At 41.6% G+C, this 16,541-nt stretch carries 16 protein-coding genes and 1 tRNA gene; 2 read left to right on the forward strand and 15 right to left on the reverse strand.

Going from position 1 to position 16,541, the window contains the following annotated elements; genetic code table 11:
- Positions 1 to 21: 21 nt before the first annotated feature.
- The 15 genes from FD723_RS28025 to FD723_RS28095 all read right to left on the reverse strand — a co-directional run bounded on the left by FD723_RS28025 (position 22) and on the right by FD723_RS28095 (position 14,289).
- Positions 22 to 1,698, reverse strand: a complete 1,677-nt coding sequence (locus FD723_RS28025) for a glycosyltransferase family 39 protein (protein ID WP_179068285.1) — start codon at positions 1,696 to 1,698, stop codon at positions 22 to 24.
- 202 nt (positions 1,699 to 1,900) lie between these two features.
- On the reverse strand, positions 1,901 to 2,695 hold the full coding sequence (locus FD723_RS28030; RefSeq protein ID WP_179068286.1) for a GNAT family N-acetyltransferase: 795 nt from the start codon (positions 2,693 to 2,695) through the stop codon (positions 1,901 to 1,903).
- A gap of 539 nt (positions 2,696 to 3,234) precedes the next feature.
- Positions 3,235 to 4,155, reverse strand: a complete 921-nt coding sequence (locus tag FD723_RS28035; RefSeq protein ID WP_179068287.1) for an NAD(+) kinase — start codon at positions 4,153 to 4,155, stop codon at positions 3,235 to 3,237.
- 6 nt (positions 4,156 to 4,161) lie between these two features.
- Complete coding sequence (nuoK, locus tag FD723_RS28040) at positions 4,162 to 4,467, reverse strand: NADH-quinone oxidoreductase subunit NuoK (RefSeq protein ID WP_006199065.1); 306 nt, start codon at positions 4,465 to 4,467, stop codon at positions 4,162 to 4,164.
- A gap of 59 nt (positions 4,468 to 4,526) precedes the next feature.
- A complete protein-coding gene (locus FD723_RS28045; protein WP_179068288.1) occupies positions 4,527 to 5,141 on the reverse strand; it encodes an NADH-quinone oxidoreductase subunit J in 615 nt (204 codons plus the stop codon).
- Between the two features lie 173 nt (positions 5,142 to 5,314).
- On the reverse strand, positions 5,315 to 5,899 hold the full coding sequence (ndhI, locus tag FD723_RS28050) for an NAD(P)H-quinone oxidoreductase subunit I (RefSeq protein ID WP_179068289.1): 585 nt from the start codon (positions 5,897 to 5,899) through the stop codon (positions 5,315 to 5,317).
- A gap of 91 nt (positions 5,900 to 5,990) precedes the next feature.
- Positions 5,991 to 7,109 (reverse strand): NADH-quinone oxidoreductase subunit NuoH, encoded by a 1,119-nt coding sequence (nuoH, locus tag FD723_RS28055; RefSeq protein WP_179068290.1) that lies wholly within the window; start codon positions 7,107 to 7,109, stop codon positions 5,991 to 5,993.
- Between the two features lie 347 nt (positions 7,110 to 7,456).
- Entirely contained in the window at positions 7,457 to 8,593 is a 1,137-nt protein-coding gene (locus FD723_RS28060; protein ID WP_179068291.1) for a citrate synthase, read from the reverse strand.
- 108 nt (positions 8,594 to 8,701) lie between these two features.
- The gene (sixA, locus tag FD723_RS28065) at positions 8,702 to 9,196 is read right to left on the reverse strand and encodes a phosphohistidine phosphatase SixA (RefSeq protein WP_179068292.1); all 495 of its coding nucleotides are present in this window, start codon (positions 9,194 to 9,196) and stop codon (positions 8,702 to 8,704) included.
- 51 nt (positions 9,197 to 9,247) lie between these two features.
- Positions 9,248 to 9,508, reverse strand: a complete 261-nt coding sequence (locus FD723_RS28070) for a hypothetical protein (RefSeq protein WP_179068293.1) — start codon at positions 9,506 to 9,508, stop codon at positions 9,248 to 9,250.
- Positions 9,505 to 10,551, reverse strand: coding sequence for a hypothetical protein (locus tag FD723_RS28075; protein ID WP_179068294.1), 1,047 nt, complete (start codon positions 10,549 to 10,551; stop codon positions 9,505 to 9,507). The genes FD723_RS28070 and FD723_RS28075 overlap by 4 nt, the downstream gene beginning before the upstream one ends.
- Complete coding sequence (locus FD723_RS28080) at positions 10,548 to 10,958, reverse strand: RusA family crossover junction endodeoxyribonuclease (RefSeq protein ID WP_179068295.1); 411 nt, start codon at positions 10,956 to 10,958, stop codon at positions 10,548 to 10,550. Before FD723_RS28080 ends, FD723_RS28075 begins: the two co-directional genes overlap by 4 nt.
- A 105-nt stretch (positions 10,959 to 11,063) precedes the next feature.
- Entirely contained in the window at positions 11,064 to 11,534 is a 471-nt protein-coding gene (locus FD723_RS28085) for a DUF29 domain-containing protein (RefSeq protein WP_179068296.1), read from the reverse strand.
- Between the two features lie 175 nt (positions 11,535 to 11,709).
- The gene (locus FD723_RS28090) at positions 11,710 to 12,993 is read right to left on the reverse strand and encodes a bifunctional oligoribonuclease/PAP phosphatase NrnA (protein WP_179068297.1); all 1,284 of its coding nucleotides are present in this window, start codon (positions 12,991 to 12,993) and stop codon (positions 11,710 to 11,712) included.
- Between the two features lie 798 nt (positions 12,994 to 13,791).
- Positions 13,792 to 14,289 (reverse strand): HNH endonuclease, encoded by a 498-nt coding sequence (locus FD723_RS28095; RefSeq protein WP_069070622.1) that lies wholly within the window; start codon positions 14,287 to 14,289, stop codon positions 13,792 to 13,794.
- Positions 14,290 to 14,538: 249 nt separating this feature from the next.
- Here FD723_RS28095 and alr point away from each other — a divergent pair, with 249 nt between their 5' ends.
- Entirely contained in the window at positions 14,539 to 15,726 is a 1,188-nt protein-coding gene (gene alr / locus FD723_RS28100) for an alanine racemase (protein WP_179068298.1), read from the forward strand.
- Between the two features lie 102 nt (positions 15,727 to 15,828).
- Positions 15,829 to 15,910 (forward strand) — tRNA-Leu (locus FD723_RS28105).
- Positions 15,911 to 16,541: the final 631 nt, after the last annotated feature.

Below are 16,541 nucleotides of genomic sequence, written 5' to 3' on the forward strand. Positions count from 1 at the left end.
TTGCCTGAAATCCATATTGCACTATAAACTAGCAGATAATTGATTATTTGGCGACATATTACGTCGGCGCAAATTACGATTTTTAGTAAGTTTCCAGATCGAATAATAGTCATCACTATAAACGATATCTGTCTTTAGCTTATATTTTTTTTCAATTGTTTCGCGCCAAGTGTCTGAAGGATTAAGTAAAAACACATCAGTAAACCCATTAGGGATTTTAGGCGTTTTTTGATTATTCACCAACAGAAATCGCACTTTTGGTTCTAAAAGATAGCTGAGAGAAAAAACATTCCCATAATTATTACCCAAAGCATCACTAATCAAAAGTGGACGATTCGCCTGATTAATGATTTGGGCAACTTGTGGATTACCATAGTTCATACCTTTATTCCACCAAGTTTCTGCCTGGGAACTCACCTTAAAAGAAATTAGACCACAAATAATCACTAATGCCATGATTGTGTGCCAAATGCTCCGGCGTGACACGCTCCCATTATATATTTGTGTAGCTAGTAGATAAGCAACAGCTAATTGGATTCCTAAATAAGCTGGTATTAAATATGGTTCGATAGATGATCGTATAACCCCAGCAATTAAATCTGGCATTATTAGGGGTAATGCTGGTACTACAATTAATGTGATGATAAAAGACCAGACTTTATAGTTAGTTGTTTGACAAAGAAAATAAATTGCATATCCTACCAAACTTAAAAATATTGGTGTAATTAAATAGTTTAAAGAATTTTCTGAAGTAAGGTTGATATCAAAAAAAATCCGGCTTACCTGCATTAGTAAAAATGGAAATACAGTCATTAAAGATGACTGTGAAGTTGTTTTATCTGCTGAAATCAAAAATTGAAAAAAATTACCGATTACAACTGTTATCCAAGGCATGAAGGCTAAAAAACCTACCATTGATGCTATCAGATAAGTTCTGACAGTTTCAGTAAACTGAAATTTGGCGACGATCATTACATAAATGCCGTGAGCAAGTGCTACAAATACACTCCAAAGAAATGTATAAAGACTAATGGCTAAAGTTACTGCATAAATGCTCCAGATAGCAAATAAATCTGGTCGTTGTCGTTCTTTTGCTAGCTCATCTTCTACCTGCATCGCTCGCAGTAAAGACGCACTGGATAGTAAGATCGTGACTAACCAAAGAATATATTCTTGTGCTTCTTGGGCGTATACTAAGTGAATTGGAGAGATGGCCATGAGTGCGATGGCTACGCTCGCCGCAGGCATCGCAACACCAGAAACCGATAATGGCACATTAAATAATTCTCGGCATAGCCAATAAACACAAGGGAAAACCAGCAAACTAATACAGGCAGATAAACTTCTAATCGCCGTCACCGAATTACCAAAGACTTCCATCCACAATCTGGCTATGATGTAATACAACGGTGGATGCTGTGGATCTTGTTTTGCCAAAGACATAATTGTGTCATTTAAGCTTTTTTCTGGATTTGCACCTTGAAACTGGGTAAAACTTTCTCCACCAATGACACGATTATTAAAAAGTTGCTGTTTCGCTTCAGTTTTTGTGTAACCAGAAATCCGCAATGAGGCATAAGTTTCATCATGCCAGTAAACTTTGCCATCAAGGTTAAAGAAGCGAAACAAAATACCCATCGCCAATAAGAAAATAATTAAAAATCGCAACCAACTCGGAATCAATTTGAGATGGTGCATAAGTAATTTTCCCAATAAATAATTTATCTACAATAATCGAGTCAGTAAGAATAAATGAGGTGCGATCGCTAAAAATTATATCTGAGTTTGTTCATCAAAGATACTTTGAGCGATCGCACCTGATTCAGAGCAATGAGTAAACATCAAAAGTTAGTTCCTCTAGCCGCCTGTAAATGACAGTCTTTAGCAAAAAAGACAATTTTTACAAAATTTGGTAACGCCATCTAGCAAAGTCTTTACTATTAGATATAGTTAAAAAATCAATAGTCTTAAACTGTGAATCAATAGCCGGGACACTGCATATTTTAGCTCCAATATTCAAATATGCCTGCAAAATTTTCGGAATTTCAAAATTATATGAATCTGGACAATCTTGAGGGAGTTGTAGAGAAGATTGTGAATTTGGATAGACCAAAATACTCGGATGCATCAAGCCATTCTGCCGAAAATAGTCATAAGCGCAAGTAGCTTGCCAAGGACATTGTGTTAGTAATGATGCACATCCAAAGAAATATTGATTTTTACTCCAGATCAGATAATTTGCCAGCCCTTCCCAGAGTAATAAAAGTGCCTGACTGTTGCGATATTCTTTAGCTATACATGCACGTCCAACTTCTACAGATACTCGCAGCACAGAATCAGGAATTCCATTAAGATTAAATATATCGGCAGCATCAAAGCCTAGTCTTTGAGAAGCCATTGTATAGGTTTGCATCCGATAAGTTCCAATGGTTTTACCCGTTTGTTTGGAGAACAAGATTAAATGATGACAAACCGCATCAAACTTATCTATATCCATCTGGGTAAAGTTAGAAGTAGATAATCCTAAGCCTAGTTCCAGATTAAAAACTTCAAAGCGCAACCGAAAAATTGATTCTAATTCTTCTTTAGTTGACGCCAGCCGTAGGGTATATTTTTCAGTTTGAAGGACGGGAAAATCTTCAAGAGGCGGAAGAGGATTCAGTGAGTAATTGATGTTGCGTCCAGAAACTTCCATCTATCTTCCTACTTAGATTTGCGAAAATATCCTACTAGGATTTAGGTACTATAAAAATAGCTCACATTATGCATTAATGTGTCGAAGGATAATTGAGACGGTTTTCGATAAAAGATCCTTGAGAAAGCTTTTTTACTTTCTGGGATTAGAGGTATAGTACTTTTATTATGGGCATTAATTCCTAAAAAATCTGGCAATAAGATACAAAATTTTTCTTTGATATAGGCTATAAATGCAAGCCATACTATTTTGGATTTTGGATTTTAGATTTTGGATTGTAAACTGCTTGGTGTATCTAGATTGTCTCACTCTATCTGTTGCAATTATTTTTAAAATTGGTATCAGTTATAAGGCAATACAGTTCAGAATGAGCAACAAAACCCCCATGTAGAGACACGATTTATCGCGTCTTGAAAGATTAATTATCTAAAATCACAATCAGGCAGAAAGCCCCCGAATGAATCCAGGGGCTTAGATAATTTTGGTTGCTATCGCCAACGCGATCGCCATCTGCGGTAAATGCACTCTAAAATACTTAATTAATTACGATGATTATTGCTGTAGTGAACTCTTGTACCTGCCCACAGCAACTTCTCCCGTAGCGTCTGATAGTAGGAATTGTTCTCGCGCAAAATAATAAATTTAGCCCGACACTCTGCCATCCGCACATCAACGCGGTGTCCCGGCCAAATTGAAGTCCCTAAAACCCCATCTGTCCACAGCTTGGTACTCAAGTCGTAATCCCCCAAAGGCCAAATACTCACCACAGAACCAGGGGGTAAAACAAGAGGGCGACTAGAAAGGCTCATTGCACAAATAGGAGTGACGGTAATCGCCTCCATACCATCATGCATAATTGGCCCATTAGCAGAAACAGTGTAACCAGTAGAACCTGTGGGAGTGGAAATAATCAACCCATCCCCGACATATTGATCGACCACCTCACCGTCGATTTCCATTTCCAGAATTGAGGTAATCATTCGGTCAGCTGAGGCGGGTTTGACACAAAATTCATTCAAAGAGAGGTAACGTTCGCTCACAGGTTCCAAATTAGACCCATGACCCTCATACACCGCAGCTTGTAACATCATCCGTCGTTGGATAGCATAGCGATCCTCAAACAGCCGATCCCAAACTTTCTCTGTATCCTGAAACTCTTCCACCGACTCAGTTAAAAACCCCAGATGACCTCCCACATTCACTCCCAAAATAGGGATGCCAGCTGGGGCTAAATGTCTGGCACTGGTTAAAACAGTACCATCGCCACCGAGTACCAAAGCGAGATCGATTGGTTGACCCGCCGAAGCCAAAAAGACTGGATAGGGGTTGTCTTTCGGCCCGCTAGGCCCCATCAACACTTGGCAATCGCGACTTTCTAGTTGTTTCGCACAGATTTCTGCCCATTGTTTACTCCGGGCATCCCGCGCTTTATAAGCAATGATTACCTGCTTTAGTTGCACGCACAATTACCACTTCAGGAGATTAAACTGCTCCATATCGACGGTATCGCGGTTGCGATAAATGGCCAGCACGATCGCTAAACCCACCGCCGCCTCGGCTGCGGCCACGGTAATCACAAATACTGTGAAAACCTGACCCTTAATTAATGTTGAGTCGAGGAAGTTGGAAAATGCCATTAAATTCAGATTAACAGCATTGAGCAGTAACTCAATTGACATCAGCACCCGCACAGCGTTGCGGCTGGTAATTAAACCGTAGATGCCGATGCAGAATAAAGCTGCTGCTAGTAATAAAAAGTACTGGAGTTGCATGAATCTGAGTATCCCTCCTGAAAAATCTGGCTGTTGACCTGCGACTGAGGTCGCAAATATTACTCTTTTGTTTCGCTAGTTGTTGATACTAGTTCTCTGGGGCGTTCTTGTAAAGTCAAAACAGTTTGCCCCACATTGGATCGTGTCAGTTGATCTGGCAAATACTCGCGACGTGCCAAAATAATTGCTCCTACCATCGCTATCAGCAGCAAAATGGAAGCCAATTCAAAAGGTAATAAAAAGTCAGTGAAGAAATGTTCGCCAATCAAAACAATAGAACTTTCACCACCTGCTACAGCAGGAGTTGAGTAAGCCCAAGGAGTAGCCAGCACCATCGTACTTAAAAGACCAAACAATCCTACACTGACTAGACCTGTAAGTACTTTCCGTACCCAAGAGTTAGGAAATGCTACAAAATCCTGCCGTTTGTTCACCAACATAATGGCAAACAAAATCAACACGTTAACTGCCCCAACGTAAATTAGTATTTGTGCAGCTGCAACAAAATCAGCATTTAGCAACAGGTAGATTCCCGCTATGCTGATGAACACACCCCCTAGCAAAAAGGCAGAATAGACAATGTTGGAGAACAGCACCACACCAATAGCTGCCCCAATCATCATCACGCCTAGTATGCCAAGTGATACTAACTGTACTCCTTCTGCTAAATTCACTGTTTTTTGTCCTCAGTCAATCAATTTTGGATTTTGGATTTTCGATTACCGATTTTAGATTTTTTTCAATCCAAAATCTAAAATCTAAAATCTAAAATTTGTATGGTCATTAGTCATTGATCATTGGTCATTAGTCATTAGGAATTGGACTTTGGACAAATGACAAATGACATTTATTTTTCTGTTTGTTCTACCAGGTCTTCTGGACGCGCCCCTGCACGTGGCGCATCTGCGGGCAGTCCATGTGGTTCGAGGACGCCTTTGGGTAGGTAAACTAGTTCGCGCAGTGGTGTAACCATTGGATCATCTGTTACCTTATAAGGCAGACGACCTAGTGCTACGTTGTCATAGTTCAATTCATGGCGATCGTAAGTGGCAAGCTCATACTCTTCTGTCATGGATAGACAGTTAGTTGGGCAAAATTCCACACAATTACCGCAAAAGATACAAACTCCAAAGTCAATGCTGTAGTGGTTGAGTTTTTTCTTTTTGCTGGCTTTGTCGAATTCCCAATCTACTACAGGCAGGTTAATCGGACAAACGCGAACACAGACTTCGCAGGCGATGCACTTATCAAATTCAAAGTGAATTCTACCGCGAAACCGTTCGCCAGGAATCAGTTTTTCGTAAGGGTACTGTACAGTAATTGGACGCCGCCGCATGTGGTCAAAGGTGACAGAAAGCCCCTGACCAATGTATCGCGCAGCTTGTACCGTTTCTTTGGCGTAATCACCAACTTGTTTCAGGAACTTTAGCATTGTGCTTCACTCTCTCTCTTTTAGATTTTTGATTTTGAATTTTAGATTTTAGATTCAATCCAAAATCTAAAATCTAAAATCTAAAATTGGCTTACCCACCGAAGGCGAAGGGAAAGGCTAGTTTCAGGGCGGCGGTTAATAGGAGATTAACCAAGCCGACTGGTAACAAAAACTTCCATCCTAAATCTAACAGTTGGTCAATCCGTACCCGTGGCACTGTCCAGCGCAACAGGATGGCGACAAACACTAGTAAATAGGCTTTGAACACGGTCATGGTGATACCCAAAGCTGCAGTTACTATCTGAAACACGGGATTTAATTCACTGACTCCTAGCCAACCAGCGATGAGATTAAGGGGAATCGGAAAGTCCCAACCACCCAGGTAGAGAATTGCTACTAGTAAGGAAGAAAGGATCAAGTTAACGTAGGAACCCAGGTAGAACAGACCGAATTTCATCCCTGAATATTCAGTCTGATAGCCGGCGACGATTTCTTCTTCCGCTTCGGGTAAGTCAAAGGGTAATCGTTCGCATTCAGCGAGGGCAGCTATCCAAAAGATCAGAAAACCAATTGGTTGTCGCCAAATGTTCCAGCCTAGAATGCCGTAGCCAGATTGTTGATTGACAATATCAACGGTGTCGAGGCTATTAGACATCATAGCGATCGCTAACACCGCTAACGCCAATGGAATTTCATAACTAATAGATTGCGCTGCTGCTCGCAAGCCCCCTAAGAGGGAGTATTTATTATTAGATGCGTAGCCAGCCATCAATAAGCCAATAGGTTGAATGCTTGACAAGGCAATCCACAAGAATACGCCCATGCCCACATTACTAACTACGATATTCTGCCCAAAGGGCACAATCAGGAACGACAGAAATACCGGAATTACAACAATAATTGGCCCAAGGGTAAACAGCCAAGGGTCAGATTTGGCTGGTACTATATCTTCTTTAAATAACAACTTCAGACCATCCGCTACAGGCACCAGCAACCCAAAAGGCCCCTGGTATTCTGGCCCAATTCGCTGCTGTGCGGAGGCAGAAATTTTCCGTTCTAGCCAAGTAGCAACTAATACCCCCACTGTTGCCCCAATCAGCATCAGTATCATTGGCAAGGGCATCCAAATCGCTTTGGCTGTTCCTGCTGGTATACCTAAATCCCGGAGGGATTCAATAAAAGTTCCTTGGAGGTCAATTCCTGAATTCATGTTTCCGCTCTTTAAGACATCGAGTCATGGTGAGTTACAACTATTAGTTAAATTAATACCTGTAAATTCACCCATTTTTAATTTTTGCCCAGATGACGCCCAATTGAAGATTTGTTGCCAATTCCCATGCCTAGTATATCGTTGGATGGTTTGACCACCCTGAAGCGCGATGAGAACTTCTACTTATGGTTGGCATTGAGATTGACTATTGAGGGGAAGGGGGATGAGGAAGTAGGGGAGCAGGGGAACAAAGAGGACAAGGGGAATTATTGAAGAAGTTTCTTCCTTGTCTCCCCCCCCTCCCTTGTCTACCTTGTCTCTTCACATGCCCCATACCCTATACCCATTTACCGTTTGTCAATGGGAGTATAAGTAACTTCGTGCAAACCGTTATAAACCTGGGTAGGACGGAAAATCCGGTTTTCTGCTAGTTGTTCTTTCCAGTGGGCTAGCCAACCGGCAACGCGAGCGATCGCAAATATTGGTGTAAACAAGTCGGTGGGAATACCCATCTTCCTATACACCAAACCGGAGTAAAAATCAATATTTGGATAAATCCCTTTGCTACCGAGTTTTTCCTCTACCACTCGTTCCATTTCTTGAGCAATGTCATAGAACTTGTCATGGCCAAACTTCTCAAACAATTGCTCTGCAAGACCTTGTAAAATTATGGCTCGTGGGTCTTTTACTTTATACACACGATGTCCAAAGCCCATAATCTTAGATTTACTTTGCAGACAGTCCTCTATGTAGGGACGGACATTTTCTACAGAGCCAATTTTTTCCAACATCTGAATTACTTCTTCATTGGCTCCACCGTGCAGGGGTCCTCCCAAGGTTCCCACAGCACTAGCAACCACAGCATAAGGATCAGTCAAAGTGGAAGCTGTCACCCTGGCACTGAAAGTAGAAGCATTCATTGTATGCTCGACTTGAAGTATCAAGCAGATATCAAAAATCCGCGCCATTAGAGGATCGGGTTCTCGCTCATCGAGCATGTAGAGAAAGTTGGCGGAATAGTCTAAGTCATCACGGGGACGCACGGGATCATTGCCTTTCCGCATCAGTTGGAACGCTGCTACCATCGTGGGAATGGTTGCTATCAGGCGCACCACTGAATCTCGAATGTAGACAGGATTGTGTAAATCCCGGAGCGAATAAAACAAACCTAAAGCCGCAGCAGAGGCTTGTAGGGCATCCATTGGGTGGCCGCTTTCTGGAAAGCATTTCATCATGTCCCGAATGCGGTATTTTATCCGCCGGTGGTAACGAACTTCATGCTCAAATGTTTCCAGTTCTTCCTTGTTTGGCAGTTTACCCCAGATTAAGAGATAAGCAGTTTCTAGGAATGTACTCTTTTCTGCTAATTCCTCAATCCTAATGCCACGATATTCTAGTATTCCCTTTTGCCCATCAACATAGCTGATACTTGATTGAGCGGCGGGAATGCCTTCTAAACCAGGCTTGTATTCGCACACCATCATGGCAACACCATTTGCTTTGTGAAATATCTGATCAAGCTAACTTACCAGAAATTTATTGTCGCCATAACAGTAGCCGTTCTAACAACAATCGAAAATGTTGAAAAACTGTTATAGCAGGTACTTGGGTGGTGTCAACCAAAACATCTGACTCCGACCCAGAGGAGAACCTGTTTCTGGTAGTTTTATCCCAATCATACCTGCTTTTTTCAAGACTAAGCTTGCTTTGGCTTCTCCCCACAGGAGAATTTCTGCCCAATTACTCAAATTAGGTTCGTGTCCAACCAGCGCCAGTTGGGTATTTTGGGAATATTTTTTTGGTTCTAACCAGTCTTTGAGCCAACTAGAAATTTGACCATCGGGCGCGAGGTGGCTAGATTCCTCTAATTGGGAGCTTAGTTTTTCTGCTATGAGGATTTCAGCCGTTTGGCGGGCCCGCACTAAAGGACTGGTGAGAATTAAATCAAAGTTTAAACCTAATTTAACAAGTTTCTGGGCAACTTTGTCAGTTTTTTGCCTTCCTTCTTTGGTTAGGCTGCGATCTTCATCCTTAATGCCTAATCCCTGTTCTTCGGCGATGCCATGACGAATTAAGTATAGTTCCATACTTTGTATTATGAGTTATCAGTTAGGCTGCTCTTATGCAATGTTAGAACGCTATCCACCACTTAGTAATCTGTCATACTCTGGATGCGATCCAATCCAAAACCATACAACATTATCATCTTCTTTTACAGCAAGCGCTCGATAATATATACCAATACGCACTGACCAAAACTGACCGACTTTTTTGAAATGCAATGATGGATATTTGGGATCTTCCCGAAGAAACTCGTAACATCGATCAGCAAGCTCTTGGATATCAATTGGTAAATGGCGATAGTAATACCAAAAATCTGGAGTTGCTCGATGTTTCACAGGTCAGTACAACGCCCTTCTCGGAGATGTTTGAGTGCTTTCTCTGCCAATTCATCTAACCGACCAGCAGCCACATCTTTTTCAATCTGTTTATCCCAGGCTGCTGCATCGAATTCCGCAAACCAGGCACGAAAAGCAGCCAAATCCTCTGGTGAAAGTTGACTAACAGCGAATTCGACGTTTATAACCTGTTCGTCGTTTACGTTTAATTCCTTCTTTAGTTTCTCATTTCTTATTAATTCTTGCGCTAAAAGAAGGCTTGTCTGATTGATTAAATTTCTCCTTAATTCTTCTTGTTTATCCAAGGATGCTGCATCGAATTCCCTAAACCAGGCACGAAAAGCAGCTAGATCCTCTGATGAAAGTTTACTAATAGCGAGTTCGACTGTCCATTTTCCTAATAATTCACGAACCAAATTGTCAAAATTATGTACAACTGGCAAATTTAGGTTTTCAATATATCCGTGAGCAAGCCGATTCCAAACTTCAAAACAAGCTTTAGCAAGGTCAAATTGAGAGATTGATAACTCTCCCAAGGAGTACAGATGTCTTAGTAATCCTATAACTGGGAAACGTTCAATAGGAATTGACACATCGACTGCTCGCTTTCTTAAAGCTCCCTCAAATATACTCCACATCAAAAGAAAAGCAGGCTCAATTTCATCATTTTCAATAAGCTTATGTGCTTGGATAAACCGATCGGTTAGCTCTTGCCATGAAGGAAATTGTTCGGATGTTCCAGGTAATGACTTAGCTTCTATGTCTTCAAGTGTTAGCAATAAAAAACGCCAGCCTGGATGTTTACTCACTTCCTCTGCTAAAGCCTGTAAACGATCAACTGACAGACGGTTGAGGCTGTTTTTTACTTCAATTACCAAACCCGAACCGTCTTTAATAGCAATTAAATCTGGCTGGTAGTTACCCAAATCAAATGGTAATTCATCTGTTTTGAGTTCAGTTAAAACATGAAATCCTTGACTTTCGTACTTCTCTGCCAGAGATTTAACTTTTTCATCATATAGAGTTTTAGTATTGTTAGTCATAAGTATTTTTCCAATGGTTGAGATTCACTTACTTTTACATAAACACACTCTTGACCCGTGATGACAGCACGCTGTAATAAAGAAGGTAGACTTTTAATCTCGATTGGGTCAGACATAAACCGACGATGGCTTTCTACATCCGATACTAAACTATCATCTTCAAAAACCAAGCCTACAAGTGCATCCTGAATCGGCTTGATAATATTATCGGTATCAGCCGGGAACTCATCACAAAGATAAACTAGCGTCAGTTGTAAATCACCTTGTTTAATGACGCTGCGATCTTTCCAAAGTTTTTGAGCTTCAACGCGCACAAAATTCTTCCATGCCTGAAGGTTTTGTTTTTTCTTTGTCTGTAACGAAACAGGTCGTCTGGGAATGACAAATTCAAAAGGTATTATTCGCATCCCAAGTGCATATCTTTATAATTAGTTAACAAAGTTACAGCAATTTTCACAGATGATTACTCATCATATTGAGCATCTCTACACTTATACAAAAATTCTACATGGTTATTCGTCAGCGTTAGGGTAAAAGTCTAAGTCTAAAATCTCATCAACAGCAAACGGACAAACGATCGCAAAGTTATCTTCTGATAAACCAGTTTCCACCATTGCCTCTTGTCGCGATCGCTGATAAGTAGTATTTATCCACTCGGCATCATTTAAAAAACGCCGCAAGTTAGGACTTTCTTGCAGCAATTCATCTATATCCAGTCGCTCATGGGTAATGGTCACTTGCCAACTGTGACTACGACGTTCTGGTTGATACTTCCACTTCAACAAATGCGATAAGACTAACCGCAACGCACTTTGCAACGCTCGCTGTTGACTCTTACCCAAGTCTACCACTTCCTCAATTAAGTGTTCTAAATCCAGCGTGTCCCACTGGTGTGATCGCAAAAGCTCTGCTATCTGCTCTACCCAAGCACAATAATCTTGCTCATACAGAGTTTGTAACATTTGGAGTTCTATAATTTTCATGGCGCTTCTCCTTGGCAAATAAATAGGTAGGCGCAAGTTAACTTTGATTTAGTTCAGCATTTGTCATAAAACCCAAATTCCCGACTTTTATCAAAAATCGGGAAGGGATGCTATCTGAACAAACACTTTGACTGCTGCATTAGTTAGGAGTTCTCCGCGTCTCCTTGAGTTCCTTCTACTCCGACTGAATCGGGTTGTCTCTCGGATTAACTAACCTCAGCAATTTTTGCTTAATTTGAGCGTCGAATACTTCCCATTTCATTTTCGCATAGGCGGAATTTTCGTTGCTGCCTGATAAGAAGCCCATTGGAATTTCAAAGCCGCCTGCGCTTGTTCTTCCACCGCCGAAAAAGCGCCCTGCACTATCTTGTCCAAAGGCTTCTTTGATAAATTCATCGGGGTCAAGGGTAAGTTTACTCGTTCTCAGGGAACCAATGACTATTTCTAGTTCTTCGTCTTCGTCATGAACAATACCGTAAACTACGGCGGTGTGGACGTTTTCTTCGGTGACGAGAAAATCAGCCGCTTGGGGGATGGCGTCACGGTCTTCGTAGCGCAAGTAACCAACACCAGCAATGGAAAAGTTATTTTGGACGATGCGATTTTTTAGCGATCGCTCGATCACATCCATTACCCGCTTGGAACGGTTCGCCTGTAAAATGGCGTTCAGCAGTTGAGCGTCATAAAATCGGCTTAAATACGCCGCCGCCATAAAGTCTTCTTCTTGTGCTTGCATCAGGCGATTTGTATCTGATCGCAAGCCGTGCATCAAGGCAGTAGCACATTTGACGTGTTGATTTATGCTGCTATCTAATGCCAATAATCCCGTTTGGAGGTATTGAGTAAAAATTGTTGCCGTCGCTCTTACATAAGGACGGATATCCTCAAACTCTGAGTGGAGATCGCCTTGGATACTGTGATGGTCTATGAGTACCACTAGGGGAATTTTAGCTTGCTGCACCGCTGATAATAGCTGTGAAGTGGTTCCCTGGTTATCAATTAAGACAAAACCTTGATAGCATGACAAATCTTTGGTTTTCAAGGTTTGCATTGTCCAGCGTTGGATCGGTAAGTTCGTCAGTCTTACCAAGGCAATATTCTCTTGATGGCTCAATGCACCAGCATAAATTATTTCACATTTGATATCATATTGCTGGGCAATTAACTGATAGGCCCAAGCACACGAGAGGGCATCAGGATCGGGAAAATCTTGCAGAATTACCAGTTGGCGATCGTGTCGGTGTGCCAAAAGGGTTTTTTGCAGTTCTTCTGATTTTTGTTGTGCCAGCGAATTACCACGCTGATTGAGATATATAGCCCCATCACCTACCGATGGCGATAATGGCGGACTCTTAAATGCAACTTCCACTGGCGCTTTCTCGATTTCAGGTTCCTCTGGGTTTGGCTCTGTGGTCAACGACAAACTCTCAAACTGAGTAACGGGAGAATTAAAGTACATAGGGAACTTTTTTAAAGTGTGAGGCTCCTTTAATTCAGAAATACTACGAGCAGCAATTCACTGAATTTAGCCACATTATTATGATCTTCGCAAAAATATCAAAACATTGCACTATACATCTAAGTATATTTTTTGTCAGTAACAGCGCTTGACATCAACTAAATTCCACTAAAGGGCATACAGCAAGTAAGTTGAGTATATTGGGCTGTATCTGACAGCATAAAGCTGTTTTAGGGACTTTTCTCTCTTTCGTAAATTTGATCGGCGGGATTTTTCTCTGACTTAGGATATACTTTCTATCTTATACTTTAGGATTAGTCTTTGATATTTTATATATTCTTATGCTTAATATTCTCATTATTGTGACTACTAAGCAATTAACAATTATTTTTTTTTGATGAACAATATATGTTTGTATCCCTTTTGAAAATTCTGATCGTTCAGAGCGAAGCCTAATGGAAAAAGGCACAAGGCAGTCCCGATGAAACAAGTTTCACAGCCAAGCATGAAAATGTGATGTGAGACGGATCTATATAGATACGCATCGAAGGAGTATTTTCAAAGCAGGAGGGTGAAAGAATGACTGGGGATTGGGGACTGGGGACTGGTATTTTTACTCAGCACTCAGCACTTTCAAGGCAGGGATGAGGAGCAAAGGGAAAATTCATGCACAAATTTACAGGCTTGAGCGAGCTTTGAAGCACATCGCTTCGCTGCAACCTATACAGCTGCCAAATTTTTAACATTCCATAACTTTAGTTATTGGCTCTTTCCCCTCTGTTCCCCTGCTTTTTTTGCTCAAAGACCTATGACATACTTTTGCCATTCTGTGTGCAGTCCACTCTTAAGATGCTTGCTGACCTCGAAATAGAGACTGCTATAAGGTTGGCGGGGAGGATGACGCAAAGGCATGTGGGCTTCGTGGGGAGTCCGACTACCTTTTTTGACATTGCAACGGACACAAGCGGTAACAATGTTCTCCCAGGTATCACCGCCGCCGCGCGATCGCGGTATTACATGATCTAGGGTCAACTCATCACCTGTGTAACCACAGTATTGACAGGCATGACCATCACGGTGCAATATATTTCGGCGAGTCAGAGGAATTTCTTTATAAGGAACACGTACATAATGACGTAACCGGATCACAGTCGGCAACGGGAAATCCGAGTACAGAAATTTACCGTTGTGTTCCACGCGTTCTGCTTTGCCCTTGATTAAAAGAACTACAGCGCGACGCCAACTCGTTATGTTGAGAGGTTCGTAAGAGGCGTTTAAGACTAAAACCTTCCCCATTATTTGCGCTCAGGGTATGAGTTTTACAATATATTAACACAAATACACCCTGCTAGGGAGATGAGAATAAATTATACTTTCGGGAGAAATCATAAATCTCAAACTCCTACTTTTACTTTAGTGCCGCAACATCTTGTATCAATTCCAATATGAAGGTTAAACTTCCTATTTAATCTGATCTCGCTTTTAGGAGCGTGTATAGATAGATAACTTGAAAGTCTAGCCGTGGTGGGATAGGAGTCAGTACAAATGTTAAGTGGCAAAGGAATCCCTGGTATAGTTCCCGATCAGCAGTGCGACACCTACGCGTGGTTTTCGCAACGAGCTTGGGTAGAAATTGATTTAGGGGCGTTGTCGTACAATGTACAGCAATTGGTACGGTTTTTATCGCCACGTACCCAGTTGATGGCAGTAGTCAAAGCTGATGCCTATGGACATGGTGCGGTGACAGTCGCCCAAACCGTAATCCAATCGGGAGCCAGTTGGCTGGGAGTGGCTACAGTTCCAGAAGCTATTCAATTGCGAGAAGGCGGGATTCAAGCGCCCATTTTGATTTTAGGGGCAACTCATACACCAGAACAGATTCATGCGATCGCACATTGGAAACTCCAGCCCACACTCTGTAACCCTAAACAAGCTTTAGTATTTTCTGATACTCTGGAATCGATGAATTATGGTTCTCCAGTACCCGTACATATCAAATTAGACACGGGAATGTCGAGGTTGGGAACTAATTGGCAACAAGCTGGCGAATTTGTGCAATTAGTCCAGCGCTTACCACATCTTTCTATTGCTAGTATTTATTCTCATTTGGCAACAGCAGATGATCCTGATACAACGGCAATGGAAGAACAGCATAAACGATTTGAGGATGCGATCGCTCAAATCAAAGCAATGGGAATTCAAGTACCCTGCTTGCACTTGGCCAACTCAGCCGCCGCACTCACAAATCCGGCATTGCACTACGACATTGTGCGAGTCGGTTTAGCCGTTTACGGACTTTACCCAGCACCGCATTTACAAAATGCGATCAACCTCAAGCCCGTTTTGGAACTTAGGGCACGAGTCACCCAGGTTAAAACAATTACCGCAGGAACAGCTGTTAGTTACGGTCATAAATTTATTGCCCCGCATGAACTTCGCCTTGCCGTCGTGGGCATTGGCTATGCTGATGGTGTTCCTCGCGGTCTTTCTAACAAAATGCAGGTGTTAATTCGCGGTCAGCGAGTGCCGCAAATCGGGACAATTACAATGGATCAGTTGATGCTGGATGTGAGTGCCATCCCTAATATCCAAGAAGGAGAAGTAGTCACCTTACTAGGAGAACAGGGAAAAGAACAAATTTCAGCCGATGATTGGGCAAAACAACTAAATACTATTTCTTGGGAAATTCTCTGCGGTTTCAAGCATCGTCTGCCTCGTGTTGCGGTTATGTAGTTGGGTATGGGGCATTGGGAATTGTTATTCTGCCCCTGCTTTCCCTATTCACCTACTCCCTATTCCCAAAAATAATTTCTTATGGTACGATAATAAACTGATGCGGATGTGGCGGAATTGGCAGACGCGCTAGATTTAGGTTCTAGTTCCGAAAGGAGTGAAGGTTCAAGTCCTTTCATCCGCACTCTTAATTAGCAAAAACTGCATGAGCCAACAGGTTCATGCAGTAATTTTATGGATACAGTCGTCATCAACTACTAGTACGAAGGTCAGTAGAGCTAGATTTTGCTGGCGTAATGAAGATTATTATCTGTGTTTTTTAGCTTTGCGATCGCTACACTTCTTGCATAATATCAAAAATAAAATCGTGTTGCTAGGGACTTTTTTTACCTGAAACTGCTATTGGGCGATGCCTTGGTTGGACTACGCCAACTCGCATCTTTTTCAAATCAAGCAACTACATAACCTGAGTTCGGGTTAAGCCAGAAGCTAAAAAGCTTATTCTGTCAGGATTGAATAAAACTGGAATTGATCAAAGCAGGGATAAAAGTGGAATCATTTTATCAATAAGGTTCACAAATGAAACTAATCTCAGCAATATGTGTTATTGACAATAGATGAAAACAGAGCTTTAGACCGAACAACGATAATTCAAGGCTTTTGAGGATTTTTTATCCCGAACTCAGGTTACATAGTTGTGCGTTTAAATATAAAGTGTAATTTTATACGATTTTATTGATATAACAAAATGTTGGCGACAAAAAGATCCCCGACTTTTATAAAAAGTCGGGGATCTGATTTCTTGTTTAAGTAGG

The organism is Nostoc sp. C052, assembly GCF_013393905.1.
In the GTDB taxonomy this organism is placed as follows: Bacteria; Cyanobacteriota; Cyanobacteriia; order Cyanobacteriales; family Nostocaceae; genus Nostoc.

What these genes read in the sequence shown, in the direction of transcription:
- FD723_RS28025 (WP_179068285.1), bottom strand. Translation starts at nt 1,698, where the DNA reads ATGCACCATCTCAAATTGATTCCGAGTTGGTTGCGATTTTTAATTATT.
- FD723_RS28030 (WP_179068286.1), bottom strand. Translation starts at nt 2,695, where the DNA reads ATGGAAGTTTCTGGACGCAACATCAATTACTCACTGAATCCTCTTCCG.
- nuoK (WP_006199065.1), bottom strand. Translation starts at nt 4,467, where the DNA reads ATGCAACTCCAGTACTTTTTATTACTAGCAGCAGCTTTATTCTGCATC.
- ndhI (WP_179068289.1), bottom strand. Translation starts at nt 5,899, where the DNA reads ATGCTAAAGTTCCTGAAACAAGTTGGTGATTACGCCAAAGAAACGGTA.
- nuoH (WP_179068290.1), bottom strand. Translation starts at nt 7,109, where the DNA reads ATGAATTCAGGAATTGACCTCCAAGGAACTTTTATTGAATCCCTCCGG.
- FD723_RS28060 (WP_179068291.1), bottom strand. Translation starts at nt 8,593, where the DNA reads ATGATGGTGTGCGAATACAAGCCTGGTTTAGAAGGCATTCCCGCCGCT.
- sixA (WP_179068292.1), bottom strand. Translation starts at nt 9,196, where the DNA reads ATGGAACTATACTTAATTCGTCATGGCATCGCCGAAGAACAGGGATTA.
- FD723_RS28075 (WP_179068294.1), bottom strand. Translation starts at nt 10,551, where the DNA reads ATGACTAACAATACTAAAACTCTATATGATGAAAAAGTTAAATCTCTG.
- FD723_RS28080 (WP_179068295.1), bottom strand. Translation starts at nt 10,958, where the DNA reads ATGCGAATAATACCTTTTGAATTTGTCATTCCCAGACGACCTGTTTCG.
- FD723_RS28085 (WP_179068296.1), bottom strand. Translation starts at nt 11,534, where the DNA reads ATGAAAATTATAGAACTCCAAATGTTACAAACTCTGTATGAGCAAGAT.
- FD723_RS28090 (WP_179068297.1), bottom strand. Translation starts at nt 12,993, where the DNA reads ATGTACTTTAATTCTCCCGTTACTCAGTTTGAGAGTTTGTCGTTGACC.
- FD723_RS28095 (WP_069070622.1), bottom strand. Translation starts at nt 14,289, where the DNA reads ATGGGGAAGGTTTTAGTCTTAAACGCCTCTTACGAACCTCTCAACATA.
- alr (WP_179068298.1), top strand. Translation starts at nt 14,539, where the DNA reads ATGTTAAGTGGCAAAGGAATCCCTGGTATAGTTCCCGATCAGCAGTGC.